Origin of the sequence: Tunturibacter gelidoferens (assembly GCF_040358255.1) — a bacterium.
Classification (GTDB): Bacteria; Acidobacteriota; Terriglobia; order Terriglobales; family Acidobacteriaceae; genus Edaphobacter; species Edaphobacter gelidiferens.
On sequence record NZ_CP132938.1, the window covers coordinates 4,205,713 to 4,230,005 of the forward strand.

21 protein-coding genes are annotated in these 24,293 nt (G+C 59.6%); 7 read left to right on the forward strand and 14 right to left on the reverse strand.

The window, feature by feature from the left end; all coding sequences use genetic code 11:
• Nucleotides 1-7 precede the first annotated feature (7 nt).
• The 5 genes from RBB81_RS18270 to RBB81_RS18290 all read right to left on the reverse strand — a co-directional run bounded on the left by RBB81_RS18270 (nucleotide 8) and on the right by RBB81_RS18290 (nucleotide 5,304).
• On the reverse strand, nucleotides 8-1,498 hold the full coding sequence (locus RBB81_RS18270) for an APC family permease (RefSeq protein ID WP_353073950.1): 1,491 nt from the start codon (nucleotides 1,496-1,498) through the stop codon (nucleotides 8-10).
• A 128-nt stretch (nucleotides 1,499-1,626) separates the two neighbouring features.
• Nucleotides 1,627-2,259, reverse strand: coding sequence for a thiamine phosphate synthase (gene thiE / locus RBB81_RS18275; protein WP_353071617.1), 633 nt, complete (start codon nucleotides 2,257-2,259; stop codon nucleotides 1,627-1,629).
• On the reverse strand, nucleotides 2,260-3,615 hold the full coding sequence (gene accC / locus RBB81_RS18280) for an acetyl-CoA carboxylase biotin carboxylase subunit (RefSeq protein WP_179584421.1): 1,356 nt from the start codon (nucleotides 3,613-3,615) through the stop codon (nucleotides 2,260-2,262). It abuts the gene before it with no gap.
• 60 nt (nucleotides 3,616-3,675) lie between these two features.
• The gene (accB, locus tag RBB81_RS18285) at nucleotides 3,676-4,179 is read right to left on the reverse strand and encodes an acetyl-CoA carboxylase biotin carboxyl carrier protein (RefSeq protein ID WP_179586919.1); all 504 of its coding nucleotides are present in this window, start codon (nucleotides 4,177-4,179) and stop codon (nucleotides 3,676-3,678) included.
• Between the two features lie 39 nt (nucleotides 4,180-4,218).
• The gene (locus tag RBB81_RS18290) at nucleotides 4,219-5,304 is read right to left on the reverse strand and encodes a Xaa-Pro peptidase family protein (RefSeq protein WP_353071618.1); all 1,086 of its coding nucleotides are present in this window, start codon (nucleotides 5,302-5,304) and stop codon (nucleotides 4,219-4,221) included.
• 73 nt (nucleotides 5,305-5,377) lie between these two features.
• Here RBB81_RS18290 and RBB81_RS18295 point away from each other — a divergent pair, with 73 nt between their 5' ends.
• Nucleotides 5,378-6,253 carry a metallophosphoesterase gene (locus tag RBB81_RS18295; RefSeq protein ID WP_353071619.1) on the forward strand — a complete coding sequence of 292 codons (876 nt, stop codon included), beginning with the start codon at nucleotides 5,378-5,380 and terminating at the stop codon, nucleotides 6,251-6,253.
• A gap of 61 nt (nucleotides 6,254-6,314) precedes the next feature.
• Here RBB81_RS18295 and RBB81_RS18300 read toward each other — a convergent pair whose 3' ends face one another.
• The 3 genes from RBB81_RS18300 to RBB81_RS18310 form a co-directional block, all read right to left on the reverse strand.
• The gene (locus RBB81_RS18300) at nucleotides 6,315-6,518 is read right to left on the reverse strand and encodes a hypothetical protein (protein WP_179584427.1); all 204 of its coding nucleotides are present in this window, start codon (nucleotides 6,516-6,518) and stop codon (nucleotides 6,315-6,317) included.
• A 5-nt stretch (nucleotides 6,519-6,523) separates the two neighbouring features.
• A complete protein-coding gene (locus RBB81_RS18305; RefSeq protein ID WP_179584429.1) occupies nucleotides 6,524-6,778 on the reverse strand; it encodes a helix-turn-helix domain-containing protein in 255 nt (84 codons plus the stop codon).
• Nucleotides 6,779-6,890: 112 nt separating this feature from the next.
• On the reverse strand, nucleotides 6,891-7,931 hold the full coding sequence (locus RBB81_RS18310) for a 6-phosphofructokinase (RefSeq protein ID WP_353071620.1): 1,041 nt from the start codon (nucleotides 7,929-7,931) through the stop codon (nucleotides 6,891-6,893).
• Between the two features lie 163 nt (nucleotides 7,932-8,094).
• Between RBB81_RS18310 and RBB81_RS18315 the strand changes: the two genes are divergently transcribed.
• On the forward strand, nucleotides 8,095-9,792 hold the full coding sequence (locus tag RBB81_RS18315; protein WP_353071621.1) for an energy transducer TonB: 1,698 nt from the start codon (nucleotides 8,095-8,097) through the stop codon (nucleotides 9,790-9,792).
• 7 nt (nucleotides 9,793-9,799) lie between these two features.
• On the opposite strand, the gene RBB81_RS18320 is transcribed toward RBB81_RS18315, so the two are convergent.
• The 5 genes from RBB81_RS18320 to RBB81_RS18340 form a co-directional block, all read right to left on the reverse strand.
• Nucleotides 9,800-10,831 (reverse strand): MBL fold metallo-hydrolase, encoded by a 1,032-nt coding sequence (locus RBB81_RS18320; protein ID WP_353071622.1) that lies wholly within the window; start codon nucleotides 10,829-10,831, stop codon nucleotides 9,800-9,802.
• Nucleotides 10,832-10,851: 20 nt separating this feature from the next.
• Nucleotides 10,852-11,706, reverse strand: a complete 855-nt coding sequence (locus RBB81_RS18325; RefSeq protein ID WP_179586923.1) for an HAD family acid phosphatase — start codon at nucleotides 11,704-11,706, stop codon at nucleotides 10,852-10,854.
• Nucleotides 11,681-13,474 carry an AMP-dependent synthetase/ligase gene (locus RBB81_RS18330; RefSeq protein WP_353071623.1) on the reverse strand — a complete coding sequence of 598 codons (1,794 nt, stop codon included), beginning with the start codon at nucleotides 13,472-13,474 and terminating at the stop codon, nucleotides 11,681-11,683. Before RBB81_RS18330 ends, RBB81_RS18325 begins: the two co-directional genes overlap by 26 nt.
• A 119-nt stretch (nucleotides 13,475-13,593) precedes the next feature.
• Nucleotides 13,594-14,247, reverse strand: coding sequence for a TetR/AcrR family transcriptional regulator (locus RBB81_RS18335; RefSeq protein WP_353071624.1), 654 nt, complete (start codon nucleotides 14,245-14,247; stop codon nucleotides 13,594-13,596).
• A 217-nt stretch (nucleotides 14,248-14,464) separates the two neighbouring features.
• Nucleotides 14,465-19,009 (reverse strand): glutamate synthase-related protein, encoded by a 4,545-nt coding sequence (locus RBB81_RS18340; RefSeq protein WP_353071625.1) that lies wholly within the window; start codon nucleotides 19,007-19,009, stop codon nucleotides 14,465-14,467.
• A gap of 199 nt (nucleotides 19,010-19,208) precedes the next feature.
• Between RBB81_RS18340 and RBB81_RS18345 the strand changes: the two genes are divergently transcribed.
• Genes RBB81_RS18345 through argF form a run of 5 tightly spaced genes read left to right on the forward strand, consistent with a single transcriptional unit; the run spans nucleotide 19,209 to nucleotide 23,882 of the window.
• Nucleotides 19,209-19,649, forward strand: a complete 441-nt coding sequence (locus RBB81_RS18345) for an arginine repressor (RefSeq protein ID WP_353071626.1) — start codon at nucleotides 19,209-19,211, stop codon at nucleotides 19,647-19,649.
• A gap of 19 nt (nucleotides 19,650-19,668) precedes the next feature.
• Nucleotides 19,669-20,766, forward strand: coding sequence for an N-acetyl-gamma-glutamyl-phosphate reductase (gene argC / locus RBB81_RS18350; RefSeq protein ID WP_353073951.1), 1,098 nt, complete (start codon nucleotides 19,669-19,671; stop codon nucleotides 20,764-20,766).
• Nucleotides 20,763-21,545: an acetylglutamate kinase gene (gene argB, locus RBB81_RS18355; RefSeq protein ID WP_353071627.1), complete on the forward strand. Its 783-nt coding sequence runs from the start codon at nucleotides 20,763-20,765 to the stop codon at nucleotides 21,543-21,545. The genes argC and argB overlap by 4 nt, the downstream gene beginning before the upstream one ends.
• Complete coding sequence (locus RBB81_RS18360) at nucleotides 21,542-22,798, forward strand: aspartate aminotransferase family protein (RefSeq protein ID WP_353071628.1); 1,257 nt, start codon at nucleotides 21,542-21,544, stop codon at nucleotides 22,796-22,798. The genes argB and RBB81_RS18360 overlap by 4 nt, the downstream gene beginning before the upstream one ends.
• A complete protein-coding gene (argF, locus tag RBB81_RS18365; protein WP_353071629.1) occupies nucleotides 22,791-23,882 on the forward strand; it encodes an ornithine carbamoyltransferase in 1,092 nt (363 codons plus the stop codon). The genes RBB81_RS18360 and argF overlap by 8 nt, the downstream gene beginning before the upstream one ends.
• Here argF and RBB81_RS18370 read toward each other — a convergent pair.
• Entirely contained in the window at nucleotides 23,879-24,247 is a 369-nt protein-coding gene (locus RBB81_RS18370; RefSeq protein ID WP_353071630.1) for a hypothetical protein, read from the reverse strand. The genes argF and RBB81_RS18370 overlap by 4 nt on opposite strands.
• Between the last annotated feature and the right edge of the window lie 46 nt (nucleotides 24,248-24,293).

The window sequence follows — 24,293 nt, forward strand, 5'->3', positions numbered from 1 at the left end:
CAACTTCCTAAACAGCATCCGCGACAGCTTGTCGCTTCCACACCAGATACACCGGTATGCCCAACAGAACAATTATCAGGCCCGGCCACGTGTACTGAGGTTTGTAACGCAATAGTACTGCACAAATCCACAGCGCCATCACGATATAAAGCCCCGGCAGCAGAGGATACCCGAACGCCCGATAAGGCCGCGCCGCCGTCGGCCGAGTCCGCCGAAGCACAAACAGCCCCGCAATCGTCAGAATATAAAAGACCAGCACGGCAAAGATCACATAATCCAGAAGCTGCCCATAACTCCCCGAGAGGCACAACAGGCAGGTCCACGCCCACTGCACCCACAGCGAGTTCACCGGCGTCTTCGACCTCTCACTCAGCCTCCCCACAGACTTAAAAAACAGCCCATCCCGGCTCATCGCGTAGTACACCCGCGCACCCGCCAAGAGCATTCCGTTTACACATCCAAAGGTCGAGATCAGAATCGCCGCAGCCATCAGCCTCGCGCCGTAGCCAGCAAGGGCTTGCTCCATCACCGCCGTCGCAACCCTGTCCTCAGAAGCAAACTGAATCCCTCGGCCCGCAATCGTCGTCGCCGCTGCATCGCCCGCCAGCGGCAGCACACTCAGATAAACGAAGTTGCATAGCACATACAGCAGCAGCACCACGCCCGTGCCAATCGCTAACGAGAGCGGAAGATTCTTCTTCGGGTTCCTGATCTCGCCCGCCGTAAAGGTAACGTTGTTCCACGCATCCGAGCTGAACAGCGATCCCACCTGAACCACCGCCACCATTGTTAGCAATCCAACATAGGCGGTCGGGCCACCCACCCCCACCTGCACCGCATGCAACGTGTGCCATCCTGCCCCCGTCCAGAAGTGTTGCCAGCCCGCCCCAAAGTTCGCCGCCACCGCAACCGAATTCTTTGCCAGCACACCCACCAGCACCACCGCCGCCAACGCAAGCACCTTCGCAGAGGTGAAGACATTCTGCACTGCCGCCCCCATCTTCACGCCAAAGGTATTGAGCAGCGTCAGCAGCGTGATCACCACAATCGCCGACAGGTTCGCCGTATTCAGCCCAATATCCATGTTGCCCAACATCATTGGTCCCACATGCCACGGCGGAACGTGCCCAATGTGCCAGATCCAGTTCTGCGCACTCACACTCGGAAAGAAAACTCCAAGAAACTTTCCGAACGCAACCCCCACGGCCGCAATCGTCCCCGTTTGAATCACCAGGAAAAGAGTCCACCCATAAAGAAAACCCCACAGCGGCCCAAGCGCCTCGCGGAGATAAACATACTGTCCACCGGCTTTAGGCATCATCGCCGCGAGCTCCCCGTAGCTCAGCGCGCCGATCATGGTCATCGCCGCCGTCACCAGCCAGGCCGCAATCAGCAACGCCGGCGAACCCAACCCGCGCGACATATCCGCCGACACAATGAAGATGCCCGACCCGATCATCGAACCCATCACAATCGCGGTCGCCGAAAACAGCCCCATCCCCTGTACAAACTGAGGAGCCGACGACACCGGTGCAGCATCGTCCACAATGCCTATTTGTTTGTCATCCCGAAGCGAAGCAGGGGGATCTGCTGTTATTTTTTTCACAAGATTCACGTTCGTCTGTTCTACCGCAAAACATCGAGAAAGTCTCTCGCCACTTTCTCAACCGACTCCCCCTCAGCGATCAATGCGCTGATCACCGCAACCGAATCCGCCCCGGCATCGATCACACTTCGCGCATTCGCCCGCGTAACTCCACCGATCGCCACAATCGGCTTCTTCGTCAGTCTCTGCGCCAGCCTCACACCCGCCAAACCAATAATCGGTTCCGCATCCAGCTTCGTCCCCGTAGCAAACACCGGCCCCACGGCAACATAATCCGCAGAACTCAACTCCGCCTGTCGAGCCTGCTCCTCGGTATGCGTCGAAACCCCCACCCAACGCTGTGCCCCCACAACCCGGCGTGCTTCATCAGGCGACAGATCCTCCTGCCCTACATGAACTCCATCCCACCCGGCAAGCAACGCGAGATCTGCCCGGTCATTCAAAATCAATCGACACTCACTTCCAGCCATCGCATCACGAATTAACGCTGCAACCCTCAGAACCTCCCGAGGACCTGTCGTCTTACTGCGATACTGGAGCAGCCCAACCCCAGCTGCTCTTAGTTCCTTCGCGAATCGCTCAACCGTAAAGCCGCGACTCACCAGAAACCCGTCATCCACAATCGGATACAAGCGAGGCAGAGAGGTCTCCACCTAGCTGTCCTTCTGCCGCTCGAAGAATCGCTCCATAAACTTCGTATCGAACTGCCCCGACCGAAATTCTTTATCCGCAAAGATCTTCTCATGCAGCGGAATCGTCGTATGGATTCCCTGCACCACAAACTGGCTCAGAGCCCGCTGCATCTTGTTCATCGCATCTTCGCGATCCGATCCATGGCAGATCAGCTTTGCGATCAACGAATCGTAGTAAGGCGGCACAAATCCCTCAGCATATTGGGCAGTATCCACCCGCACCCCATTGCCGCCCGGCAGATTGAAAGCCGTAATCTTTCCGGCGCTGGGTGTGAACTTCTCCGGATGTTCTGCATTGATCCGGCACTCGATCGCATGTCCACGAATCTCCACCGGGCGCGTAATAATCGAGGTCAGCTTCTCCCCCGCGGCAATCCGTAATTGAGCCTTTACCAGGTCAATTCCTGTAACCATCTCGGTGACACAATGCTCCACCTGGATCCGGGTGTTCATCTCGATGAAGTAGATCTTGCCATCCTCATCCATCAAAAATTCGATGGTCCCGGCGTTCCAATAACCGATATTCTCCAGCGCTCGCTTGATCGTCTTACCTAGTTCCTCCCGCAACTTCGGCGTGATCATCAGACTAGGAGCCTCTTCGATCAGCTTCTGATGCCGACGCTGAATCGAACACTCCCGCTCGCCCAGGCTCATTACATTTCCATGCTCATCCGCCAGCACCTGGAACTCGATATGCCGAGGTCGTTCAATGAACTTCTCCATGTACATATCGCCGTTGCCGAATGCATTCGCTGCTTCCGTAGAAGCCTGCTGATACATCCCCGGTAGCTCTTCTTTGTTGCGACAGATGCGCATTCCGCGACCGCCGCCGCCTGCGACAGCCTTCAGAATCACCGGATATCCCACATCCTTCGCCCACTCCAGCGCTTCGTTTTCGTCGGCAATCACGCCGTCCGACCCCGGCAGAATCGGCACCTTCGCCTTCTTCATCGTCTGTCGCGCCGTGGACTTCTCGCCCATCATCCGCGTCACCTCTGGCGGAGGCCCAATGAACTTGATATTCGAAGCCCGGCACACCTCTGCGAAGTTCGCATTCTCGCTCAACAATCCATACCCGGGATGAATCGCGTCAACGTCCGCAATCTCAGCCGCCGAGATCACGGCAGGCACATTCAGATAGCTGTCCGCCGAACGTGGAGGTCCAATGCAGATCGCCTCATCGGCAAACCGCACATGAAGCGAATTCCGATCAGCCTCGCTATATACCGCGACCGTGCGGATACCCATCTCTTTGCAAGCGCTGATCACGCGCAGTGCAATCTCCCCACGATTGGCAATCAATACCTTACGAAACATAAATACAGGAGCCTTCCATCGATCTTTTACGAATCTTTGCTGACGGATCGCTACCGTCTCTTATCGCGACTTGATGGCAAACAGTGCCTGTCCATACTCCACCGGCTGGCCGCTCGCCGCGATCCGCTTCACCACTTCGCCGGCCACATCGGACTCAATCTCGTTCATCAGCTTCATGGCCTCAACGATGCAGAGCACCTGCCCCACTTCCACCTGATCGCCTACCTTCACAAACGCAGGCGCGCCCGGTGACGGCGACTCATAGAAGGTCCCCACAATAGGCGACTTCACCTCATGCAGCTTTTCCTCAACCTCAGCAGCCGGAGCAGCTGCAATCGCCCCACCCACAGGAGCAGCAGCAGACACCGGCGCAGCAGCAGGAGCTGACGCCATCAATCGACTCAACTGCGCCATATCAAACCCACCGGCAGGCGCGGCAGCAGGCTCACCCGCAAACTTGATCCGCACCTTCAGGTCGTCCTGCTCCATATCGAACTCGGCGATCTCATTCGCCTTCAAAAACTCGACCAGTTCGCGCAGCTCATTCAACTTATTTCCGTCCATCATGTCTCTTCCCGTGCCTCTTCCGGCACCATGTCTTTTTTAGAGCTCTATCCAGGCCTTCACACTGGGCGTCAAAACTTCACCGCCATTAGCCGTCACCAAAACCATATCTTCAATGCGCAAACCGAACTGTCCCGGCATATACACACCAGGTTCGATTGTAATCACCATTCCCTGCTTTAACACCTGCGTCTGCTTCGCTGCAAGTCTCGGTCCTTCATGAATCTCCAACCCAACACCGTGCCCGGTAGAGTGGCTGAAGTATTTATCCAGCTTCACCCTCCGCAAAACGCTCCTGGCCGCCTCGTCCACCTCTCCGGCAGTCACGCCCGGCGCCACAGCGGCGACCGCAGCCTCCTGCGCTTCCAGCACAGAATCATACACGTCCCGCTCATTACGCAACGCCTTGCCCATGTGCACGGTACGGGTCATATCGCTGCAATATCCGTCGAGAATAACACCGAAGTCCAACGTCACGAACCCCTGCTTCGGCAGCTTTGCCCTCGTCGCTCGCCCATGCGGCAGCGCCGATCGCTCTCCACTCGCAACGATCGTATCGAACGACATCCCCTCCGCACCCGCTAGCCTCGCTGCGTACTCCAGCGTCGCCGCCACCTCCACCTCAGTCAGCCCCGCCTCAAGATACGTCAGCATGCCATCAAATAGATCGCACCCCACCAGCGCAGCGGCCCGTATCAGCTCTATCTCGTCGGCATCTTTCACCTCTCGCATCCTGGCCACCACCGGCCCCACCGCCACAAACATCCCCCGTCGCACCTTCGCCGAAAGCGCCTTCCGCATCGTCTCCAAAGCGGTCACCGTCGTATGCGCCGCGTCGAACCCACAGCGCCTCACCCCAGTTGCTTCAAGCCATTCACAAGCCGCCACCACAGCCGGCTTCTTCGCAATCACGACCTTAGTCCCAGCCGCCTCCGCCCGCGCCTGCACCGTGTACCGTCCATCGGTAAACAGCGTTGCGCGTGCGCCCACCAACGCCAGCACCGCGCTCGAGCCGGTGAATCCACACAAGTAACGAACATCCGGCAGATGAGTGATCAGGATCCCATCAACGCCAGCTGCCTTCGCCCCAGCGCCGGCTCTTTTCTTTCTCAGACTAAAATTCATTACCTCTGATTCTACCCAACTCCCAGATCGAACACCGCCTTTCGTCTATCCCCTTCCACCGGTATCATGAAGTATGCCCGGCTCTCAATCCGCTCAGCCGTCGCGCTTTACTCGACGCAACTTCCTCATAGGCTCAGGGACCACCGCCGCAGCTCTGGCTCTCTACTCTGGAGAGATCGCTCGCCACGAAGTCGACGTCGTCCAACGCCCCATCGCCATCGCAAATCTTCCCTCCGCCTTCCATGGCTACCGCATCGTTCAACTCAGCGACATCCACCTCGACGAGTACACCGAGCCCTTCTTCCTCGAGCGCGTCATCAGCAAGGTCAACACGTTGGCCGCAGACCTCGTCCTCCTCACCGGCGACTTCATCACCCACGGCTCCATCACCTTCATAGCAGGCAAACACGCAGCCCACCGCTGCGCCGAGATCGTTGCCACCCTCACCGCCCCCCTGCGCTACGCGATCCTCGGCAATCACGACGTAGCCGTCGACGCCCCGATGGTCATCCAGGCTCTTTCCAGCCGCGGCACGCCAGTTCTCGTTAACCAGTATCTTCCCATCGAACGCAACGGCGCTCGCCTCTGGCTCTGCGGCGTCGACGACCCCGGCACCAGCGCTCCCAACCTCGATCTCGCCATCCCCACAAAGCCCGACGGCCCAGTCATTCTCATGGCGCACGAGCCCGACTACGCAGACACCGTCGTCGCCCATCCCCGTGGCCCGCTCGTCGATCTCATGCTCTCCGGCCACGCCCATGGCGGCCAGGTCCGTCTGCCCTTCCTCGGCCCACTCATCCTGCCTCCACTAGGCGAAAAATATCCGGAAGGCCACTACCGCTTCAATCAGATGCAGCTTTACGTTAATCGCGGCATCGGCACCGTGGGGCTGCCCTTCCGACTCAACTGTCCTCCGGAGATCACGGTCATTACACTTCAACCGGCCTAAGCAGCACGCACCATACGGCACAGAGGTTCGAACCTCCATCGCAGATAATCGAACCCCTCAGTCAGGTCCCGAAGGCAGTAAAAAAGATCATCACGATTCCCAGTCCCAGCAGCGCCAGCGCCCCCACAAGCCGCCCCACCACTCCATACCAGGGCTTGCCCGCAGCCGACCAGCAAAGCTGAATCGCAAACCAGAACGCCGCGACTGCAACTGCCCCGAACAGGACAACGTATCCATCGATGTGCAACGCCAGCAGTTTAATCAATCCGTCTACCGCGCCCTCGCAACTGGCTTCTTTTGCTTTGGCATCACAGCAATCGGCGCAGGTGGCTTCACGCCCGACTTCTCATCCATCCAGGCATCCAGCAGCGTCTTCTTAAACCGCCACCGATTCCCCAGTTTGAACGCAGGAATAAACCCCTCCGACGCGTATCTGTACAACGTGTCCCCGCTGATGCCCAGATACTCCGACGCCTGCCGGATGTCCATCACCTCACGCACCGTTGCCTGTACCGACACAGCCATCACAAGTCTCCGTTCGACGAAAGCAGTGCAAAGTGGATGCCGGATGCAGAGCAACACCAGCACCCTCTTTGTACCCCCTTTTGTCTACCGGCACAACAAAAATCTCCCTTTGTTAACTGGAACCTAACGGCTGTAACCCCTTCATCACCGCCAGTAAGTCCTCCCCCACCGTTCTCGTCTTGGCGATCGCGTCCGCCAACGGGATATCCGTGATCTCGGTCCCCTTCAGCACCACCAGACGGCCAAACTTACCCGCATGCACCAGGTCAATCGCCGCCACGCCATACCGCGTAGCCAGCATCCGGTCATAGGCCGAAGGAGTCCCTCCCCGTTGCGTATGCCCCAGGTTCACGCTACGTGTCTCATAGCCGGTCCGCTTCTCAATCTCCTCAGCCAGCGCCTGCCCAATCCCGCTCAGCCGCGCATGGCCAAACGAGTCGACAGAAGTCCCGTGGGTCGCCTGCCCTGTCTCCGGAAACTGCGCGCCCTCGGCCGCGACCACAATCGAAAACTTCTTCCCATGCTCACGCCGATACTTCACCAACCGGCACACCTCTTCGATATCGATCGGCACCTCCGGCACAAGAATCACATCCGCGCCGCCTGCGATGCCTGCCGTAATCGCGATCCATCCAGCATCGCGCCCCATCACCTCACACACCATCACGCGGTTATGCGCCTCTGCGGTCGAGTGCAGCCGGTCCACCGCCTCGGTGGCAATCCCCACAGCCGTATCAAACCCGAAGCAGGCGTCAGTCCCATTCAAATCGTTGTCGATCGTCTTCGGCACGCCCACGCACTTCACGCCCTTTTCGCTCAACGCCAAACTGATCGACTGGGTATCGTCTCCACCCAGCGCAATCAGAGCATCCAGCTTGTGTCTCCCCAGCACCTCAAGACACTTCTCAAACCCACCAGGAATCTTCTTCACGTTCGTTCTCGAAGACCGCAGAATCGTCCCACCCCGATGCAGAATCCCAGAGGTCGTCTCGAGCGTAAGCGGCATCGTTACGTCATCTAACACGCCCCGCCACCCCTCCATGAAGCCGACAAACTCATCCCCATGGTGCAAAATCCCCTTACGTACCGCCGCCCGGATCACAGCGTTCAGCCCAGGACAATCTCCGCCTCCAGTCAACATCCCAACCCGCATCGCAATCTCCTTTAAACGTCAGCGAAATCATACCTCAGTTAGCCGCACCCCTTGGCCAGACCATCGGTGTCATCGACCGGCCGCAAGCCTCAATCTGCCAATTTCCACACTTCACGCCCGGCAGGATCACCACTCGTCGTCAATTGGCATCAAAACTACTGCCATGACCTTCTTCTCCGACTCGCAGGAAACAATCTCCCGGTTCGGGGAGTACATCGACGAGCTGCAGGATTTTTTCCGGAGCAGTGGCGTCGCCTTCGGTGTACCGGACAACTTTTTCACCTTCGCCCGAAGGCTTCAAAAGGACACCCAGCTTCGCGCCGATCTCTCCGTTTTGGCTAAAACCTTTATGGAACGGGAGAGCCAGGTCTCCCTCCGTACCGTCCTCACGATCCTCGCCGTAGCCAGCGGCGGCCCTGACGTCGCCACCTCCGACCGCGAGATCAGCCTGCCGGTCAACCTCATCATCGACTTCCTCATCAGCGTGGGAGGCTGCAGTCGAATCAGCGCCGAACACCCCGACAGCCCCTGTTCAGAATCTATTGTCGACCCTGACGAACATTCTCTAGCGCTCGACCGCTCCTCCCCGGACCATCCGCCCCTCGCGACACACCCCGATACCTTTATCTCCGACACCACTCCGGACCAAGGACCACAAGAACTGATCCTCCAGCCCGCCTTTGCTTCCTCACTCGATGCGATAGCTGCCGACTCCCACGCCAACGTGAACATTCTCACAGAATCGCTCACCCGGCTCGAGCTCAGCAGCCTGGAGGTCAAGTTCTACCTCGACTCAATCGACCAACGGATTAGCCGAATGGAGCCGCGACTCGAAAACATCCCTTCGCTTGTGCTGCCCGCTGCGCCGCAACCCCACAGCCAGAACGTCACTCCGCACGTCAGAGACGCCAACGATGCGAAGTTCTCCGCCGCCGTTCCGCCACTCACACGGCACGACGACTCTGATTCAAATCAAGACCCCCTCCAGGCAACACGACAAAATGAAGTCAGGAAGAATGTCGAGGCGAACCAGGCAAACGAGCCGAAGCACGACCCAGAGCCAAAGAAATTTTGGCAAACCAAGAAATTCCCTCTGGCCTTCGCTCAGCCCTGGACACGGTCCAAACATCTGTTCTCTTCCGGGAGACAATATGCATTCCCAATTCTTCTTCTCTGCGGCGTGCTGCTCCTTGCGGGTCTCGTGTACCGGCGTCTCGGGCGTGACACGGCCCAGGCAAACGCCGTCCCCGTCAGCGAGACTCTTCCACCCAGCGCAGATTCTCTACCTCACGAGACCCAGAAACCCTCAGCAGTCTTCACCACCGACCCATCAAACACGACCTCGAGGTCCGTGGCCAAAAGCGATCAGTCCGTAAACCCGCGATCCCCGATCGCAACCAGACAATCCAGCACAACCGCATCGAGTTCCTTCGACCCATCGCCAAGTTCTGCCCCCGCCTACAGCGAGAGCTCTGCCGAAGTAGCCACTGACACCACCGCTGGCACAGATGCTCGTTCCCCTGAACCAGCCCCTCGCGCAGCCACTCGATGGACTCCCTCAGTGCTCTCCAATCGCCGTGTCAACGTATCGTCCGGTGTCATGGCAGCGAATCTTCTTTCCGCTCCAAAGCCTACCTACCCGAAGCTCGCTAGTCTCACCCATACGCAGGGAAATGTCGTTATGCAGGCCATCATCTCGAAAAAAGGTACCGTCGAGAACCTGCGCGTCCTCAAAGGACACCGCCTGCTACGAAGCGCCGCAACCAGCGCAGTACGCACCTGGCGCTTCCGGCCCTATCTGGTGGATGGCGTTCCAGTAGAGGTAGCAACTATCGTCAGTGTTGACTTCGCGCGGCACTAGAGCCCGCTCACAGCCACCAATCCGACCGCACTTCCACCCCACTGACTACCTCTGTTGGCCGTCCCGGCTCTGGCGCCCACAACCGAATCCCCCGTTCATCGGCAATCTCCAGCATCGCCGTTATCGGCTGCCGCCACGCATGCAGCGCCAGGTCGAACAGACCCCAATGAATAGGCATCATCAATCCCTTGTCGCCTAGCGCCTCGAACGCACGTGCCGCACCATCCGGCCCCAGATGAATTGCATTCCACAGCGCATCAAACGCTCCGATCTCCAGCATCGTCAGGTCGAACGGTCCATACGTCGCGCCGATCTCCGCAAACCCCTCCCACCATCCCGAGTCCGCACCAAAGTAAACCCTGTGTTTTAGACCCTTAAAAACAAACGCCGACCAAAGAGTCTCAAACCGATTGAATAGGCTTCTCCCGGAAAAATGCCGCGACGGAACTGCTGTGATCTCCACTCCACCCACGGAGACACTCTGCGTCCAATCCAGCTCCGAGATCCGAGCAGCATCAACTCCAAATCCCCGCAACAGCTCTCCCACACCAAGCGAGGTCACCCACCTCGCCTCACGCATCGACGCCAGCCGCGCCAATCCTCGAATCGTAACCTCGCCCAGGTGGTCGTAGTGGTCATGCGACACCAACACCACATCCACAGGCGGCAACTCCTCCAGGCGCATCGGAGCAGCAAAAAACCTCTTCGGGCCCGCCCATCGCGTCGGAGAAGCCCGCTCATCCCACATCGGGTCCATCAGCACTCGCAGCCCATCAATCTCCATCAGCATCGAGGAGTGCCCCATCCAGGTCACCCGGAGCCCACTCGCAGGAGCCGCGTCATACATCGAAACATCAGTGTGGAACGGCCCCAGCGCCCTCACCGGCACCGTCTCCGCTTTATTCATCAAATAATGCGGCAGCACTTTGAACATCGTACTCAACCCACCGATCACGGTAGGCACCGGATTTAAAAACCTCCGCCCCGCCTTACGCGCCCGCCGCAACACCGTCCTATCGCCGGATACTAAAGTCCCCAAATCAAGCCCCCTGCACAATCCTAAGGCAAATAGTAAAAGGGATTCGGCAGTTTCACGCTGATTTCCGCCCTGGGTTCCCCATTCAAGTCACTCCACTGGTCCCCAACGCTCATCACGATCCGATACCCCGCATCCACAATCTTCTTTCGCTCCTCACTCTTGTAAGCGACTGTAGCCATTGTCTTCTGAGGCCCCTCTCGCAGCGCGAGCCCCTTCCATCCCTTATACCCTGCAGCCTCGAGATTCTTCGCCGTAGCTGCCCTCTGCTCCCCAGGCCGCCCCGTGATAAAGAAAACTTCCAACCCCGCTGCCCGAGCTTCATTGAACAACCTAAGCGTCCCCGCTATCGGCATGTCCGCCTCCGGTGAGACCGCCCACTCGTTGAACGGCACCGAGATAAATCCGTAGTCCTCCCGCTTCATCTCGCAGTAGTTCGTCAGCGACGTCTCATCAATATCCAAGACCAGCGCCAGCTTCTCGCCCACCTTCTCCGCAGCGATCAGCCTCTTCAACCCGGCCTCTGCCCGCTTAGCCTGAGCATCCAGATCCGCCCAGTAGCACCCACCCGTCCCCACGCAATCGGCGTAGTCCTCCAGCCGATATCGCGCCACCCCAAAGTTCTCCATCGGCTCTGCCGCCACCACCATCGTCGGATCTGCCGCCGCGGTCTCCCCCGTAGCCACCGCGGCCTCCACCGTAGGCCTCGGTCCTACTTGAGGCCGCAAACTGGCAACCTGCTTTCCCGCCGGCACCGCGCAAACCGGCGGTCCCATCTGCGCCAGACAAACTCCACCAGCAAGCGCCATCACACCCATGACGCGCAACACACCGCCCCCTAAACCATCTAACTCACCCCTTCGATGCAGTCGCCTCATCCGCATAGAAATCTCCAATCTCCTTCGCGTACTTCTGCTCCACCACCCGGCGCTTCAACTTCATACTCGGAGTCAGTGTTCCATCCTCCACGCTCCACTCCTCGGCAACCACGCTCATCCGCTTCATACTCTCAAAGTTCGCCAGGCCCATATTCACTTTATCTACGATCTCCTGGTAAGCCTTCACCACCTTCGCATCCTTCACCAGCGCCGCATGATCACCGGCGTTGATGCCCTGCCCCTTCGCCCATCCTTCAAGCGCCGCGAAGTTCGGAGAAATCAGCACACACGCAAACTTGTGCTTATCGCCCACCAGAGCCGCCTGCGCCACCAGAACATTCGCCTTCAGCTTATTCTCAATCGGCTGCGGAGCAATCAGCTTTCCTCCGCTCGTCTTCAGCAGCTCCTTCTTCCTGTCCGTAATCGACAGGTACCCATCCTTATCGATATTCCCGATATCCCCAGTCTTGAACCACCCATCCGCAGTAAATGCTTCCTTGGTCGCTTCCTCCTTCTTCCAGTACCCCACAAACACCGAAGGCCCCCGCACCTCCAGCTCGCCGTCTTCCGCAAATCGGCACTCCACATTCTTCAAAGCCTGCCCAACCGTCCCAATCCGATGCGCCTCCGGAAAGTTCAGCGCAATCACCGGCGAGGTCTCCGTCAACCCATACCCCTCAAAAATCCGGATCCCAACATCCGCGAACCACCCCGCCGAATCCATCCCAAGCGGCGCGCCGCCCGAGATGAACACCTCAGCGCTCCCGCCAAACGCCTCGCGAATCTTCGAGTACACCAGCTTGTTCGCAATCTTCCAGCTCACCGAACCAGGCGTCGTCCCTGCCAGGATCTCCGGCCGATGTTTCTTCCCCACGCCCAACGCCCAGCGCAGTATCTTCAACTTCGCCGGCGACGCAGCCGACTTGCCCTCCACCGCCTGCCGAATCTTCTCATACACCCGCGGCACCGCAACAAACACCGTCGGCTTCACCTCCTTCATCGCCGCCGCCAGCTGGTCAAACTTCGGACAATATGCCAGCCGCGCCCCATGGCACATCATCGAGTAATCCAGATGCCGCGCCGTCACATGCGACAGCGGCAGAAAAGAGATGCAGCTATCCTTCTCAGAAAATCCCATCTTGCCCGTCGAGAAGTTCACATTGCTCGTCAGGTTTCCATGCGTCAGCATCACGCCCTTCGACTCTCCCGTTGTACCCGACGTGTAAATAATCGTCGCCAGATCCTCCGGCTTCACCGTCTTCAGCATCCCATCGAAGCCCACATCCCTCTGCTGCTTCGCCTTCGCCCCCTCCATCAGCGCGCCAAAGCTCTCCGCGTTCGGAAACTCTCCCGCGTCCATCACCACCACATGCTCCAGCTCGGGCAGCTCCCCCGCAGCCGACAACTTGTCATACTGGTCCTGCGACGACAGCACCGCCACCTTCGCCCCCGAGTCCCGCAACATATACCCAATCTGTTCCGGCGTCAGCGTCGGATAGAGCGGCACATCCACTGCCCCAATCGCCAGCGTAGCAAAGTCCGTCACAGGCCACTCCCACCTGTTCTCCGAAACAATCGCCACGCGATCGCCCTTCCCCACACCCCATCCGCGAAACACATCCGCCAGCGCCCTCACCCGCCCATAAAGCTCATCAGATGTAATCGGATTCCAAACCCCATCCACACCCTGCCCCATCATCACAGCTCGACCGCCCCGCCCCGTCGCCTGCTCCAAAACATCATTCAAAGTCACAAAATCAAACATCATTCATCTCCAAATCTCTTTTGTTGTCATTCCGCAACGCATTTATTGTTGTCATTCCGCAGCGCAGCGGAGGAATCTGCTTTTGCGACCCTTTCCCAAATCACCACAACCATGACAGGTGTTCACTTCGTCTGAATCCCACTCAGCAGCACATCCATAACCTGCGCCGCAGTCGCCTTCGAATCATAGACCCGTCCCGTAAACACAGCAGAACTCAGCAGCTCATCAATCGCCCCGAACATGCAGTGAGCCACCACGCCGTCGGACACATCCCTCCGGAAGATACCCTCCTGCTGCCCCCGCCGCACCACCTCGCGCACCACCTGGATGTACTTCACGAGATGATGATGCGAAAACTCCGCGATAAACTTCGCGCTCTGCCTCACCTCGGTCTGCATCAGCACCGCCATGCTACGATTCACCGCATGGCTCTCCAGGTGAACCTGCGCGATGTACTCCAGCTGCTCCCGCGGCCCATGCAGCGTCTTGAACTCCTCCTCCACCTGCCGATGAAACTTGTCGAAGGTCGAGTCGATCGCCGTCCGCAGCACGTCATCCTTACTCTTGAAGTAGAGATAGATCGTCCCATCCGCCACCCCGGCGCGCTTCGCAATCGCACTTACCGGCGAACTGAAATAACCGTGCTCGGCGATGACCTCCACCGCCGCATCCAGAATGCGTTGATATTTTTCGCTTCCGGGTCCCGTTGCCGGCACATCTGCCTTAATCGAATCAGGCCTCGTCTTCTTCGCTAATCGTTTCAGTCCAGGCCTCAAACCGGAAATCTCCGGTGCCGCCACTCTAATGAATCCACACGACTTTGCCAAGAATGAATTACGATTCATTCCTCCAAAATGAATCTTTATGCAATCCCTGTCTCACGGAAGTGCATCGCCGAACACATCTACGGCGTAGCCGCAATCTAACCAGTCGTCCTCTCAGGCTGCTGCGGCGCGCCATCCCAACGCCACACCACAGCAGCCTGATCAGCGTCTAAGCCTGGGGACGCGGAGTCAACCGAATGAACTCCGCAGCCCGCGCAGGCCAATCCGCCAGCATCGCCTGCCCCAGCCCGCTCCCTGACTCCTTCACATGCTCCGCAATCAACGCCCGCAGACTCTCCTGCGCTTCAGCGCCAACGACATCAAACGGCTCCGCATCAATGAACTCCGGGTGATACCTCAGCCCCGACACGAAGGAACCATCCGCATCCAAAACCCACGCCAGGCCCCCCGTCATCCCAGCGCCAAAGTTAATGCCAACCCTGCCAAGAATCGCCACCACACCACCAGTCATGTACTCGCACCCATGGTCACCCACCCCCTCGACAACGGCAATCGCGCCCGAGTTGCGAACCGCAAACCGCTCTCCAGCACGTCCTGCTGCAAACAACCGCCCGGACGTCGCGCCATAGAGAGCGACGTTGCCAAGAATCACATGCTTCCCGCTGTCCTTCGCCGCCAGACCACGCGCTCGAATCACGAGCTCGCCACCCGACAGGCCCTTCCCGACGAAATCGTTCGCCTGTCCATCGAGTACCAGCTTCATCCCATCCACCGTGAACGCGCCAAACGACTGTCCAGCCGTTCCCGTCAGGTTGAACGTAATATCCGCCGCAAGCTCTCCCTGCGCTCGACGCAGCGCCAGCTCTCCCGCCAACCGAGAACCCACCGCACGATCAGAGTTAGCAATCTTCGAGTCCACAACAAAAGGCTCTCCAGCATCCGTCGCCGTCATCGCCGGCCCAACCCAGGGCTCATCGAGCGGTGGCCCCGCCACCGGCTGCGTATTCCGCACGCCCATAAACCGGCTCGGCCCATCCGACACCTTCGCCAACATCGGCTGCAGATCAAGATTCCCATCGAACCGAACCTGCTCCAACAGATCCGAGCGCCCAATCGCCGCCTCCATCGAAGGAAGTCCATACCGAGCTAACAGATGCTGCAGATCCCCCGAAAGCTGCTCGAAGAACCGCACCACATGCTCCGGCTTTCCACGGAACTTCGCCCGCAGCTCCGGCTTCTGTGTCGCAATCCCCGTCGGACAAGTATTCAAATGACACTGCCGCGCCATGTCGCAGCCCAGCACCACCAGCACCGCCGTCCCGAACGCATACTCATCCGCGCCCAGCAGCGCCGCAATCAAAATATCCCGCGCCGTAGCCAGCCCGCCGTCGGTGCGCAGCCTCACGCGTCCGCGCATGCCGTTCTGCATCAGCACCTGCTGCGCCTCAGCAAGCCCCAGCTCCCACGGATTCCCCGCATACTTGATGCTCGAAAGCGCAGCCGCACCAGTCCCGCCAGTGTTCCCAGCGATCACGATGTAATCCGCATAAGCCTTCGCCACACCAGCAGCCACCGTACCCACGCCACAACCCGACACCAGCTTCACCCCAATCGCAGCCTTCGGGTTCACGCGCTTCAAGTCATAGATCAGCTGCGCCAAGTCCTCGATCGAGTAAATATCATGGTGCGGCGGCGGCGAGATCAGCGCCACTCCCGGCTGCGCATGACGCAACCGCGCAATCAGCCCGCTCACCTTGTGCCCAGGCAACTGTCCACCCTCGCCTGGCTTCGCACCCTGCGCCACCTTGATCTCAATCTCCTCCGCATGCACGAGATACTCCGCCGTCACGCCAAACCGTCCCGACGCAATTTGCTTGATCTTGTTGTTCAGCGACACATGCACCGCGGGCGCTTCCACTGCGGCCTCGGCCACCGCCGCTCCTCCACCCGACCGCGCAGCAAGGCTCATCCCTCCGCCTGCATCGACCCTCTCCGCGCCCTCAGGATGCACCCGATAAACCGCAGAATCCTCCCCACCCTCGCCAGTATTCGACCGGCCGCCCAGCATATTCATCGCAGCCGTAATCGTCTGGTGAGCCTCCGGGCTCAAAGACCCTAGCGACATCGCACTAGCCACAAACCGCTTGCACAGACTCGCAGGCGTCTCCACATCACTCAACGCCAGCTCAGGCCCCGCCGGACGAATCTCCAACAGATCCCGCAACACCGCAGGATCACGCGCAATTACATCCCGCGTATAGATCGCAAATGCACCCGCGGGGTCCGTAGGCTGCGGAACATTCCGCGCACTCCCCACCACCGACTGCAACGCCTTCACCGTAGGCGGCTGCCACGCATGCGGCTCCGAAACATCAGCCTTCCGGAATCGCACCCACCCATAGTCCGGCAGCTCTGCCGAAGCTGCAGCCACAGACTCACCCGGAGTCCACGTCTGTCGCAGCTGCCGCTCCACCTCCGCAAATCCGACACCGGACAACGGAGCCGGCGTCCCAAAGAAGCATCGCGCCACCACACTCGAGTGCAACCCGAGAATGTCGAACAGATGGGCCCCACGGTAGCTGTCCACCACCGAGATCCCCATCTTCGACATCACCTTCGCCAGCCCGGCATCGAGCGACTTCATCATCTTCCGCTCAGCATCCGCCGCGTCAGTACCCGCAGGCGCAAGACTCCTGCCCGTCTCCAGTGCAAGCCACGGACAGACTGCTCCAGCGCCATAACCAATCAGCACCGCAGCATGATGAATATCCCTGCAGTCTCCCGCCTCAACAGCAAGCCCAGCGAGCGTACGCAACCCCGCATCCACCAGCGCATGATGTACCGCACCCGTAGCCATCGCCATCGGAATCGGCAGCCTCTCCGCACTCGCACTGCGATCAGACAGCAGCAGAATACGAGCCCCCTCCCGCACCAGCTTGATCGCCTGCATGCACAGCTCGTCGATCCCCTGCGTCAGCGTTTTCTCCGCACCAAACACCGCCTGCAACTCCGCAAGCTTCAACTCTTCCCGATGCGGATACTCACCCTTCCGCAGCGCCTCCACCTGCCCCAGCGTCAGAAACGGAGAAGGCAGCGAAACTCCGGGCAGCGGCGCATTTTTATCCAGCATGTGAGGCCACGGCCCAAGCCGCGTATGCAGCGACACCACGCAGGACTCGCGCAGCGAATCAATCGGCGGATTGGTCACCTGCGCAAACCTCTGTCGAAAGTACGCATATATCGGACGCGGCGACCGGGCAAGAAACGCCAGCGGCGTATCGTCCCCCATCGAATACACAGCGTCCTTCCCCTCCAGCGCCATCGGCTGCAGAATCATCTTCACGTCTTCACGCGTATAGCCAAACCCACGCTGCACCGCAGCCAGCGCTGCCAAATCCACCACTGGCGCCTCAGCCGCAATCAGAGGACTATCTTCCACCAGCTTGGCGTACGTCGCTCCCACGTCGAACAGCTCCAGCAGCTCCTCATCCTCATAAACCTTGTGCTTCTCCAGATCCACCAGAAGCATCTGCCCCGGCCCCAGCCGTCCGCTATGCGTCACCTCTTCCGGATCGAGATCCACCAACCCCGCCTCCGACCCAGCAACCACCAGCCCCGCGCTCGTAATCGCAAATCGACAAGGCCGCAGCCCATTCCGATCCAACGCCGCACCCACAACACGCCCATCGCTGAACGCAAGCGCAGCCGGACCATCCCACGGCTCCGCGCAATCCGTGTGGTACCTCAAAAAAGAAGATTCATGATGCCCATCGGTCGCTGGCGGCAGCAGCATACGAACCGCCTCAGCCAGCGTCCTGCCATTCTGCGACAGCAGCTCCACCGCCTCGTCCAGACTCGTAGAGTCGGTCCCATCCTTCGTCAGCACCGGCTTGCACTCCACCGGCAGCGTCGAGTCGCGAGCATCCATCCGCGCCCGGTTTCCCCATACCGTATTGATCTCGCCGTTGTGCCCCAGCTTCCGCCCCGGTTGCGCGCGATGCCACGTCGGCAGCGTATTCGTCGCATAGCGCTGATGAAATACCGCGAACGGCGTAACGTAATCTTCCGAATCCAGATCCGGATAAAAATCCCGCAGGAAAACTCCCGTACACATCGCCTTATAAACAATCGTCTGTGACGATAGCGAGCATACGTACCCCGTAACGTCGCCCTGCTCATGCGCCCGCTCAAACTGCTTCCGCGCCAGATACAGCCGCCGCTCCATCGTCTCCGGCTCTGCATCTACACCGTCGACAATCAGCACCTGCCGAATCTTCGGCATCGTCTCCAGCGCCGTCTCCCCTAGGAACTCCGTCCGCACCGGAACATCGCGCCAACAAAGAATCTCGAAGTCATGCGAGAGCAGGCACCGTCCCAGGACCTCCTCGGCACGCGTCTCCGCTACCGGAATCAACAGCATCCCCACACCCAGCAGCTGCTTGTCGCCAATTTTGTTGTCGGTCGAGAGGTTCGCAGCCTTCACCAGCAGCGACCGCGGAACCGCGGTCATCACGCCCACTCCGTCGCTGCTCTTGCCATCAGCCGCCGTCGCCCCACGATGAGCCAGCCTGCCCAGCGCCGTCAGCGCCTGCTCCAGAATTACATGCGAAGGCAAAGCCTCTACCGAAGCCACAAATCCCACGCCACACGAGTCGTGGTCAAAACGCTCGTCAACTAATGACGGCGAAACCGAGGAAGACACACCCGCATCTCGGCGAGTTGGGTTCAAACTAGCTGCCAGGGACCGTTCCATGCTTCACTATACGTCGCACCCGGCACCAAAATCCCGGCTACAACCCTTCCTTTTTTGTGGAGCGCTCGTCAACGAAAAAGAAGACGAAGCAACGTGTGTATAAATATACACAGATAATGTATATTTATACAGATGGGCTCTATAACAAATTGAGCCACAATTGACGACTTAACTACGCGAACACAGGTACAACAAACTCATGAAACAACAGCGTCACGCCGTAATTCGAGAGTTGCTGGTAAAGACCGCGGTCACCAGCCAGGACGAGCTACGTCGAAAACTAGCCGGACGCGGATTTCATGTCACTCAAGCAACATTATCGCGCGATATCCATGAATTGAGATTAAATAAAGGACCGAACGGCTACTCTCTTCCCAACGGAAACGACTCCGACGAAGATGCACTCCCCGGCATCCGCGAGGTTCTCGAAAGCTTCGGCCTCGAGGTGCGCCAGGCCATCAACCTCCTCGTCCTCGTCACCACCACCGGAAGCGCTCAACCCATCGCCGCCGGCATCGACTATGAGGACTGGCCCGAGGTCGTAGGAACCATCGCAGGCGACGACACCGTCCTCATCATCTGCCCGGACGAAAAACAAGCAAACCTGTTAAAGACACGAATCGAAGGCTACCTTGGCTAACGCAACTTCTCACTCCACCATCACCGACCTCCTCGAACAACCCGCCGCCCGCACCACCGCGCCCCGCACTGCCATCGCCGGCATCGGCGGCTATGCAGGCGGCGAGCTCGCGCGCCTGCTCCTGCATCATCCCAGACTCCGCGGAACCGCACCCACGTTCCTCGGCCGCGCCGGCGAACCGGAGTCCACCACCCCGCACTCCCTCGAAGACATCCATCCCCAGCTTGCTGTCGCGGGCAAAGATCACGCCCACGAGATCCTCCCCTTCTCATGGGACCGCATCGTCGACTCCGGAACCGAAGTCCTCCTCCTCGCCACACCACACGAGCAGTCCCGTGAGTGGGTTCCCCAAGCCATCGAACGCGGCATCAAGGTCATCGACCTCAGCGGCGCATGGCGGCTCCAACACCACGCCAACCGCGACATCTACAAGCTGAAGGACACCAACGCCGATCACGCCGCACAGCTTCAATCAGAAGCCGTCTATGGCTGCCCCGAGCTGCATCGCGACGAGATTCGCAAAGCCCGTCTAGTCGCCAACCCCGGTTGCTACGCCACCTCGATCATCCTCGCCCTCGCGCCGCTCGTACAGGCTGGCCTCGTCGACCTCGACCACGGCATCATCTGCGACGCCAAATCGGGAGTCAGCGGCGCAGGCAAAGCACCCACATCCAAAACCCACTTCATGTACGCAGCCGACAATCTCTCCGCATACAACGTCTTCGGCCACCGCCATACGGGCGAGCTGCTCGAGCAGCTTCACATCACCTCGGATCAAATCCAGTTCACCCCGCATCTACTCCCCATACCACGCGGGATCCTGTCCACGATCTACCTTCGCCTCAAAACCAAAACCGAAGCCGCTGCCATCAGCACCGTGCTCCAGAACTTCTATCAACACAGCCCGCTGGTCCGGCTTCGCACCACGCCGCACCTGCCAGAGATACAACACATCGTTCGCACCAACTTCTGCGACCTCGGCTTTGCGCTCGCTCCCGACGGAAAGCGTCTCATCATGGTCTCCTGCCTCGACAATCTTCTCAAGGGAGCCTCCGGCCAGGCCGTTCAAAACCTCAACCTGATCTGCGGATGGAACGAAGAGGAGGGCTTGCTGTGAGATTTGTGGTCAAACTAGGCGGTGCCGCTCTCGAGGACAAGAAGATCCTCCACGCCTGCGGCAAAGCCATCGCCGACCTCGTCGCAGACGGAAACCAGGTCGCCGTCGTCCACGGTGGGGGCGTTCAGTTAACCCGCACCCTTGCCCTCATGGGCAAAAAGAGCGAGTTCATCTCCGGCCTCCGCATCACCGATGCCGAAACCCGTGACGCCGCACTCATGGTCCTCGCCGGCCGCGTCAACAAATCGCTCGTCGCCGCCATCGGCTCGCACGGCCAATCCGCCGTCGGCCTCTCCGGTGGCGACGGACACGTCTTCCGCGCACGCAAGAAAAAGACCAACCCCGACCTCGGCTTCGTAGGCGAGATCGCCGCCATGGACCCCAAGTGGCTCGAGGCCATCTGGGCCATGGGCGCAGTCCCCGTCATCTCCTCCATCGCCCTTGGTTTCGACGGTGAGTACTACAACATCAACGCCGACGAGATGGCCGCAGCTTGCGCCATCGGCACCAAAGCCGACACCCTCGTCTTCCTCACCGACGTCCCCGGCGTCAAAGGCGCAGACGGCAACGTCATGCGCTGGCTCACCCTCGCACAGATTCCCGCCATGGAGCAGGCGCAGGTCGTCTCAGGCGGTATGCTCCCCAAACTGAACGCCTGCCGCGACGCACTCACTCACGGCGTCAAGCGCGTACGCATTCTTCCCGCAGAAGCAGCATCTCTACTACCTGACCTCGTCTCCACACGGGTCAACGACGGAACGGAGGTCATGGTCGCATGAACGCAACACCCAACTTGCAATCCATCCAGGCAGCAGAAAAGAAACTGCTCCTCAACACCTACGAGCGCAACCCCATCCTCTTCGTCAGCGGCGAGGGCGTTCACCTGCGCGACGAGAACGGCAACGACTACCTCGACCTCCTCAGCGGCATCGGCGTCTGCGGGCTAGGCTACAACCACCCCGCCATCGAAGAGGCCATCGCGCACCAGTCGAAGCGCCTCATCCACACCTCAAACCTCTTCTTCCACCAGCACACCGCCGAACTCGCCCTTCACCTCACCGAGATCTCCGGCCTCGACCGCGCCTTCTTCACCAACAGCGGCACCGAAGCCTGGGAGGCCGCCCTCAAGCTGGCCCGCGCCCACTCCGGTCTCCTCCGCTCGAAGGGCCGCACCATCGGCACAAAGTTCCTAGCCCTCGACCACAGCTTCCACGGCCGCACCATGGGCTCCGTCGCGACCACCGCTAAGGACAAGTACCGCGAGCCCTTCATGCCCGTCATGCCCGGCGTCGACTTCGTCCGCTTCAACGACGTAGCCGACCTCCGCGCAAAGTTCTCCTCCGAAATATGCGCCATCTGCATCGAACCCATCCAGGGCGAAGGCGGAATCCATCCCGTCTCGCAGGAGTTCTTCGCAGCCGCACGCGAACTCTGCGACTCCACCGGCGCCCTCCTCATCGCCGACGAGATTCAGTCCGGCATGGGCCGCACCGGAAGATGGTTCGCCTACCAGCACTACAACATCCTCCCTGACGTAACCACCCTCGCCAAGCCCATCGCCAACGGCATCCCCATGGGCGCGATGCTCTGCACCAACGCCGCCGCCGAGGCCATCACCCCCGGCATGCACGGCACCACCTTCGGCGGCAATCCACTCGCATGCGCCGTAGCCATCGCTGTCATCGACACCATCAAACGCGACAACCTTCTCGCCCACATCAACGAAGTAGGCGCATACTTCCACGATCAACTCACGCAACTAGCCAAGCGCCACGACTGCATCACGGACGTTCGCGGTAAAGGCCTCATGCTCGGCATCGAAATCAACTCCGCCGACCTTGCCCAGCGCGTCGCCGCACAGATGCTAGAGCGCCGCATCATCATCAACCGCACCAGCGAGACAGTCCTCCGGCTCCTCCCGCCCTTCCTTCTGGAGCGTCAACACGTCGACACCGCCATCAAAGCCTTCGACGAGATCTTCACTGCAGCACTGGCCGGAGCAGTTCCGGCAGGAGACAAAGCCAATGGGTAGCAAAACCGTCATCATGAACTCGAAGTCCGAAGCCGAAGACTTCGTCCCCACGCGCCACGCCGCCCTCGGCATCCAGTCCGACACCGCCTTCAGCGAAGCCTCCAAGCGCCTCCACGGCCGCGACCTCTGCTCCATCGCCGACCTCACCGTCGAGGAGATGGCAGCCCTCATGGAGCTCGCTCACGCCGTCAAGAACAATCCCGAAGACTTCCGTCACGCCCTCGACGCGCGCCAGATGGTCATGTTCTTCGAGAAGGCCTCCCTCCGCACCCGCCTCACCTTCGAGACCGCCATCAACACCCTCGGCGGCAACGCCATCTTCGTCGACCAGACCCAGTCCCCCCTCGGCGAGCGCGAATCCCTCTCCGACATGGCCCACAACATCGAGCGCTGGATGGCAATCATGGTCCTCCGCACCTACGCCCACGACACCATCACCGAGATCGCCGCCTGCTCCAAGATCCCCGTCATCAACGCCCTCTCCGACCTCGAGCACCCCTGCCAAGCCATCGCCGACTTCTTCACCCTCGAAGAGCGCTTCGGCTCCGCAGAGGGCCTCCACTTCACCTACGTCGGCGACGGCAACAATGTCTGCCACTCCCTCATGCTCACCGCCGCACAGCTCGGCGCCCACTGCACCGTAGCCACGCCAAAGGGTTTCGCCCCTAAACTCGAAATCATCCACAAAGCCATCGAGATCGCCGAGACCACCGGCGGCAGCATCACCCTCATGCACGACCCCGTCAAAGCCGTCACCGGAGCCGACGCCGTCTACACCGACGTCTGCACCAGCATGGGCTTCGAGCACGAGGCCACCAAGCGCGCTCCCATCTTCAAGCCCTACCAGGTCAACGAAGCCCTCATGGCCAACGCGCAAGCCGACGCCGTCTTCATGCACTGCCTCCCCGCGCATCGCAACGCCGAAGTCACCGACGCCGTCCTCGACGGCCCCCAATCCGTCGTCTTCGACCAGGCCGAAAACCGCATGCACGCCCAAAAAGCCATCCTGCTCATGCTCCTCGGCGGAGCCAAGCGCACCTCCAACAGCCGCAGCCGCGGAATCCAACCCCGGAAGAGAAGCTAACTGGAATTATCAGCCTTAGCTAAAACTAGATTTCTGCAAGCGATGAGCACGGCATATTCCAAGATGAGGATCGGATACCACGCAGGTTTGAATAAACCGGCGCGATATGCAATCCACCAAAAGCACATGGAGTGCAGGACAAACAGCAATCCGGCAAGCGACCAAAACAGCGGCTTTTTCCACCAACGCCGACTGCTTTCAACGAAGAATCCGAAAAGTGGGAGCGTAAAGAATGCAAACCCAGTTCCGTTCATAAAGGTTCTTCGGTCGACTCCAAGCTCGATCACAACTACAAGCAAAGCGATGATAGCTCCGCTAATCAGCACATAAAGAAACAGGTCTTTCGCGCGGCTTTTTCGATTCACCCGACGGCCCCTCATTCGTGAGCAATATTTTCTAAGCTGAGTTTAC